Raw genomic sequence first — 6,474 nt, forward strand, 5'->3', positions numbered from 1 at the left:
CCCGCCCATATTGCGTCGGGCGCCTTGTAAGTCGAAGAAAATCAACACAGCCAATCCGTACAGTGCAGCGTGTCATGCGGCCACCTCCACGGTCTGTTCCTTACTTGCCGCATGCCGTACATGGTCGGCAATGCTCGCACCCATCTCCTCGGTGGATACCAGCCTGCAACCCTCTTCCTGCATATCCGCCGTGCGTACGCCCGCCGAGAGGGTCCCGCTCACCGCCTCGCGAATTGCCGTTGCCGCATCCGCCTCACCCAGTTCCTCAAGCATCATGGCGGCACTGAGCACCGCTGCTACAGGATTGGCCTTCCCCTCGCCCGCAATGTCAGGAGCACTCCCGTGCACCGGCTCAAACAATCCTGTGGAGCCTCCCACCGAAGCCGACGGCAGCAAGCCGAGCGAGCCCGGTAACGTCGCCGACAGATCAGAAAGGATATCGCCGAAAAGGTTCGCCGTCACCACCACGTCAAAGTCCGATGGCCGGCGCACGATCTGCATGGCCGCGTTGTCGATGTACAAATGCTCCAGTTCCACGTCAGGATAGCCAGCCCTGTGTACCTTGGTCACCACATCGTTCCACAGTTGGGAGACCTCCAGCACGTTGGCCTTGTCCACGGACGTGACCCGGCTGCGGCGGCGGCGCGCCCAGGTAAAAGCCACATGCGCAATACGCTCTATTTCCGTTTCCGAATAACGCATCGTATTGAGGGCTTCCTTGCCCTGCGTGCCCTCGACAGGTCCCTTCGGCTCCGCGAAATAAATCCCGCCGGTCAATTCGCGCACGATCAGCATATCCGTGCCTGCAACAACCTCTCGCCTGAGCGGTGAAGCGCCGGCCAGAAAATCCGGCACGGTCACCGGGCGCAGATTCGCATATACGCCGAGCGTCCTGCGCAGACGCAGCAGACCGGCCTCCGGGCGCAGGTCACCGTGAAGATCATCCCAGGCAGGCCCTCCAACAGCCCCAAGCAACACGGCGTCGGATTCGAGACAGGCTATTGCCGTGGCTTCCGGCAAGGGCACACCGAATGCATCGATGGCGCTTCCCCCTACGGGAAACTCTTCGGACACCACATTGAAACCAAACCGCCCGCCCGCCTCCGCAAGGATACGGAGCGCTTCACGGGTAACTTCCGGCCCGACGCCGTCGCCCGGCAAACAGGCAATGCGGTATGTTCTCTTACCAGGCAAAATCTATACAGCTTGCACTTCTTCTTTTTGTTCGCCGCGCAGCCAACTCATCATGCCGCGCAGGCGCTTGCCGATCTGTTCGATCGGATGCTCTTTGGATCTGCCGCGCAATGCAAGCAGTTGCTTGCCTCCGGCTTCATTCTCCGCAATCCATTCTTCGGCAAACGTTCCGTCCTGCACTTCGGCGAGAATCTGCCGCATACGCTCGCGAGCCGAGGCATCAATGATCCGCGGGCCTCGCGTGTAGTTACCGTACTCGGCCGTATCGCTGATCGAGTAATTCATGTATTCCAGCCCACCGTCATAAATCAGATCGACAATGAGCTTGAGTTCGTGCAGGCACTCGAAATACGCCAACTCGGGAGGATACCCGGCTTCCGTCAGCGTTTCGAACCCGGCTTTGATGAGTTCTTCGGCCCCGCCGCAGAGTACAGCCTGTTCCCCGAAAAGGTCGGTTTCCGTTTCATCCTTGAAGGTTGTCTCGATGACCCCGGCCCGGATGCCGCCTATGCCTTCCGCATAACTCAGCGCCATATCCAGTGCAGCGCCCGAGGCATCCTGCGCGACAGCCACCAGACAAGGCACCCCCTTGCCCTCCTCGAATACGCGGCGCGCCAGATGGCCCGGCGATTTCGGGGCCACCATAAACACATCCACCCCTTCCGGCGGCGTGATCTGCCCATAGTGAATGTTGAAACCATGCCCGAAAACCAGGGACTTACCCGGCGTCATATGCTCAGCCATGTGGGCCTCGTACACCTGCTTCTGATGCTGATCCGGCACCAGCAGTACAACCAGATCGCCCCATGCGGTCGCCTCGGAAATATTCATGACGCGCAGGCCTTTCGCAGCGGCTTCCGCGCGCGATGAAGAGCCCTCGCGCAGCCCTACCGCCACGTCAACGCCGCTGTCATGCAGGTTCAGGGCATGGGCATGCCCCTGGCTTCCGTATCCTATGACGGCGACGCGCCGCGACCGGACGAGATCGGGATTGGCCCGATAGTGAACGTTAACTCCCATCTGTGTGATATTCTCGTTTGCAGGTGTCAGGTACGGGCCGCTTGCGGCCCTTGCGAAAAATCGGCTCAGTCGCCGAAAAGCAATGCCCGCTTCATGGCCACACGGCCACTCCGCGCAATTTCCTCGATGCCGTAACGTTTCATCATCCCGATGAAGGCATTGATCTTCTTGGTGGGCCCGGCAAGTTCGAAGGTCATCGTGTCTGTCGTAATATCCACGACCTTGCCATTGAAAATCTTGAGCGTGTCAAGCAGTTCGACCCGGTTGTCGGAGTTGTACGTAACCTTCAGCAGGCACAACTCGCGCTCGACATATTCCTCTGACGTCAGATCCACCACCTCCAGGATATCGACTAACCGGTCCAGTTGACGATTCACCTGGGCGATGATGCGGCCTTCACCCGTCGTGACGATGGTCATCCGGGAAACCGAAGGTTCGTCCGTTTCGCCGACCGTCACGCTTTCGAGATTGAAGCCGCGGGCAGAAAACAAATTGATGACGCGGTTCAGCGCCCCAATCGAATTCTCGAGCAAAACGGCAATAATATGCCGGTGGCGGTGCGCTCGCTCGCCCGGCCCTATGGGTTCGCCCTGGGCCTTCTTCCGGAGAATCTGTTGCGGTGTCAGTGTGTCGTGCTCACTCATGGCGACTTCCTTGTGGAATGTTCGTCATACGAAGGCGTCAGGCGTCAGACGCTTCGTGATCATTTCGTTGGTGGAGGCGCCCGCAGGAACCATCGGGAATACCATTTCCTCCTTGGTGACACGAAATTCCATCACAGCAGGACGATCGGTGACGGCCCATGCCTTCCGGATAATCTCATCGACTTCATCCGGAGTCTCCGCCCGCAGGCCCACGCAGTGATGCGCCTCTGCAAGTTTGACGAAGTCCGGGTTGGTATCGGACAGATCGGTATGACTGAAGCGCTCTTCGTGGAACAGCTCCTGCCATTGCCGCACCATGCCCAGAAAATTGTTGTTTATGATGACCACCTTGATCGGCAGCCCGTGCGCGGCGGCGACACATAGTTCCTGTGCATTCATGATGAAGCCTCCATCGCCGCTGATCGAAACCACCGTCTTGTCCGGCATGCCGAACGCAGCGCCCATCGCCGCGGGAAAACAAAAACCCATCGTACCGAGGCCGCCCGACGTGATGTGCGTGCGCGCATGCAGAAACTGAAAATACTGGGCCGCCCACATCTGGTGCTGGCCCACATCCGTGACCACGATCGCCTCCCCCTGCGTATGGTGACGAAGACGCTCGAGTACATACTGCGCACGGAGGCGCCCGTCCCCCTGGTCGTAGATCAGCGGGCATTCTTCCTTCCAGGCCTGCACCTGTTCGAGCCATTCTCCGGTATTACACGCCTCGACGAAAGGCTCAAGGCGGGTGAGCGCATCGAGTACATCCCCTACAATGGCGCAATCCACGTAGACATTCTTGGAGATCGAGGACGGATCGATATCGATATGGATGATTTTCGCATGCGGCGCCCAGGACTCGAGTTTACCCGTCACCCGGTCGTCAAACCGCGCTCCGACAGCGATCAACAGATCGGAGTTCTGCACCGCCATGTTAGCGTACCATGTGCCATGCATACCAAGCATACCCACCGAAAGCTCATCGTTCTCGGGAAACGCTCCGAGTCCGTGCAGGGTGGTTGTGACCGGAATGCGCGCCTTCCGGGCAATCCGGGTCAACACGTCTGCCGCATTCGAATTCACGGCCCCGCCGCCCACATAGAACAGAGGCTTATTCGCCTCGGCAATCATGGCCGCGGCGCGCTGGATTTTGGCGTCATCCCCCTTGTCTTTGAAACGATAGCCACGCAGATTGACCTCCTTCGGGTATTCGAATTCGGTTTCCGCCAGAAGCACATCCTTGGGCAAATCCACGACCACGGGGCCGGGCCGTCCCGTCCGGGCGATGTAATAGGCCTTCTTCACAGCCGGGGCCAGATCCCGGACATCGCGCACCAGGAAGCTGTGCTTTGTGATACTGCGGGTGATGCCTATCGTATCGCATTCCTGGAACGCGTCGTTCCCGATGAGTTGGGTCGGCACTTGCCCGGTGAAAACGACAATAGGTACCGAATCCATGTAGGCATCCGCAATACCGGTAACCGTGTTGGTGGCGCCGGGTCCGCTGGTTACAAGCACCGTACCCACCTTACCTGTCGCCTTGGCGTATCCCTCGGCAGCGTGGGCGCCGCCTTGCTCATGCCGCACCAGCACATGCTTGAATTTCGGCTTGATGCGAGCCATCTCATCATAGATCTTGATGACGGCTCCCCCAGGGTGACCGAACACCACTTCCACACCTTCTGCATCGAGCGAACGCAGAAAAATCTCCGCACCGCTCATGCGTGGCGCGCCGTTAACCGACGGCGCATGTTGCGGTATGCTGCTTCCTTGCATATCAGACATTGATCCCGACCGGTTTTTTTCTTTCGTTATCTGGCGCCCCGGTGAGTGGTTCGCCCAATGTGCAAATCGTGCACACGTAACGAACCCTCCGGGTAGACTTGCTAAAATACGAACCGCTGGCTTCAGCGTTCAGGTAGGTTTCTTCGAGAGCGTGCATGGGCATCTTGTTAATGTGCGGCGTGAAGGCCAATCCTTCACTGTCCGATTGATGCCATCATGCATACTGGAGAGGTGCGAAGGATCGGCCGGTTCGGGCTAAACCGTAATAATAATGAGACCCAGGAGGAGAACAACCGACGCAAGCTGTCCGTCGGCAACACATGCCGTTCCCCGCAGGACACGGGAAATGTCCTGGCCTGTACGCCGAAGCGTTATCCTTGTGCGGGAGTGTTGCGTCATGGTCCGATCCATAATTGGACAGCTGGCCTGCCCTATGTCTTTCGTATTCGTAACGTGTATATACGCCCTCTGCCCGTCAAACGATCCTCCGTAACAAGGCAACTAACGCTACAAGCCATATAATAACGCAATTTCGGGCAAACCTATCAAGTAAAAAAACCGATGTTTTGCAAGTTCTTCATTACGAAAATGCCCGCCCCACGGCTTCACAAACACTTCATGCCCCGTAGCAGGCTAAAAAAGCGCTTTTTTTGAAACAGAATATTCGGGAAAGCGGTTTTATTCAGATCACCTATTGAAGTATTGGGGTTTTATTCCCTAATTTAATAAGGTGTTTTCGGTGAGGCATCTTCGCTTATCAGCAATAAAGATGACACTGCTTGCCAAAAACTCATTCCGGAAATGTGGCATGGCGTTGCCCCTTGCCGACACCGCCCTTTTTGCAAGGATGGTCGCGAACGCGGATCCGTTCGACGCCTCGCCGAATACCCTGCACCCAGATAGCATCACAAACAACCACACCGGTTACCCGTCATGAAGAAACTTCTTACCATCCTTGCCCTGGTATTCGCCCTTTCCTGGTCCCTCCCGGCTTCCGCGCAGGAATTCAGCTTCGGCGCCGATATCGTAAGCCGTTATGTATGGAGGGGCTTCGATTTCGGTGAATCCGCCAGCGTCCAGCCCTCACTCGCCTTCAGTCACGGTGGACTGGAGATCGGAACCTGGGCGTCATACGCCACGAATCCGGGTTCGGCCGACGCCAACGAACACGACCTGTGGATCGGGTATTCCGCCGGCGCTTTTTCTGTGGGGATTACCGACTATTACTTCCCAAATGCTACCCACGAGGAACATGACCACGACCACGATGAACATGAAGACGAGGAAACCATCGGATTCTTCGACTTTAGCGGCGACGGTGAGGGAGCGCACTGGATTGAGCCGTATGTCTCGTTCGGAGGCACAGATTCTTTCCCAGTGACACTCTATGCCGCATATATGGCCCACAACGATGTGGATAATTCGCTGTATCTCAATGCGTCGGTGCCCTTCACCGTAGGCGAAGTGGAAATGTCGTTCGGGATCGGCGCTTCCGCAGGAAAGAGTGCGTTTTACGCAACCGACGGGTTCAGCATCATCGACATGGTGCTGGGCGCCTCGAAGAGCATCCCGATCACGGATAAGTTCGAGCTGCCCGTAAGCGTCTCCTACATACTGAATCCGACGCACGAAAAGAGCTACCTCGTTTTTGGAATTTCCCTGTAATCCGTGTCAAAATCCTCGCTGTCCAGGCAGGTTATCGCGAGGAATACACAGAAGGGGGGGGGGGGGCGGCCCCGGGCCCGCCCCCCCCGGGCGAGCCCCCACCCAAAACAAAAAAATATCCCACCACAGCGGCAGGAAGAAAAAAAAAACGACAAACCCACAAAGA

General features: G+C 57.4%; 5 protein-coding genes. 1 reads left to right on the forward strand and 4 read right to left on the reverse strand.

Going from position 1 to position 6,474, the window contains the following annotated elements; translation table 11 throughout:
• Window positions 1–72 precede the first annotated feature (72 nt).
• The 4 genes from leuB to ilvB all read right to left on the reverse strand — a co-directional run bounded on the left by leuB (window position 73) and on the right by ilvB (window position 4,643).
• Window positions 73–1,194 carry a 3-isopropylmalate dehydrogenase gene (leuB, locus tag F4Y00_10030; protein ID MYE05294.1) on the reverse strand — a complete coding sequence of 374 codons (1,122 nt, stop codon included), beginning with the start codon at window positions 1,192–1,194 and terminating at the stop codon, window positions 73–75.
• Between the two features lie 3 nt (window positions 1,195–1,197).
• Window positions 1,198–2,214, reverse strand: coding sequence for a ketol-acid reductoisomerase (gene ilvC, locus F4Y00_10035; GenBank protein ID MYE05295.1), 1,017 nt, complete (start codon window positions 2,212–2,214; stop codon window positions 1,198–1,200).
• A gap of 65 nt (window positions 2,215–2,279) precedes the next feature.
• The gene (ilvN, locus tag F4Y00_10040; GenBank protein ID MYE05296.1) at window positions 2,280–2,858 is read right to left on the reverse strand and encodes an acetolactate synthase small subunit; all 579 of its coding nucleotides are present in this window, start codon (window positions 2,856–2,858) and stop codon (window positions 2,280–2,282) included.
• 24 nt (window positions 2,859–2,882) lie between these two features.
• Complete coding sequence (gene ilvB / locus F4Y00_10045) at window positions 2,883–4,643, reverse strand: biosynthetic-type acetolactate synthase large subunit (GenBank protein ID MYE05297.1); 1,761 nt, start codon at window positions 4,641–4,643, stop codon at window positions 2,883–2,885.
• A gap of 933 nt (window positions 4,644–5,576) precedes the next feature.
• On the opposite strand from ilvB, the gene F4Y00_10050 reads away from it, so the two are divergent.
• On the forward strand, window positions 5,577–6,308 hold the full coding sequence (locus F4Y00_10050; GenBank protein ID MYE05298.1) for a hypothetical protein: 732 nt from the start codon (window positions 5,577–5,579) through the stop codon (window positions 6,306–6,308).
• Window positions 6,309–6,474 lie beyond the last annotated feature (166 nt).

The sequence above is a fragment of the Bacteroidetes bacterium SB0662_bin_6 genome (assembly GCA_009839485.1).
Classification (GTDB): Bacteria; Bacteroidota; Rhodothermia; order Rhodothermales; family VXPQ01; genus VXPQ01.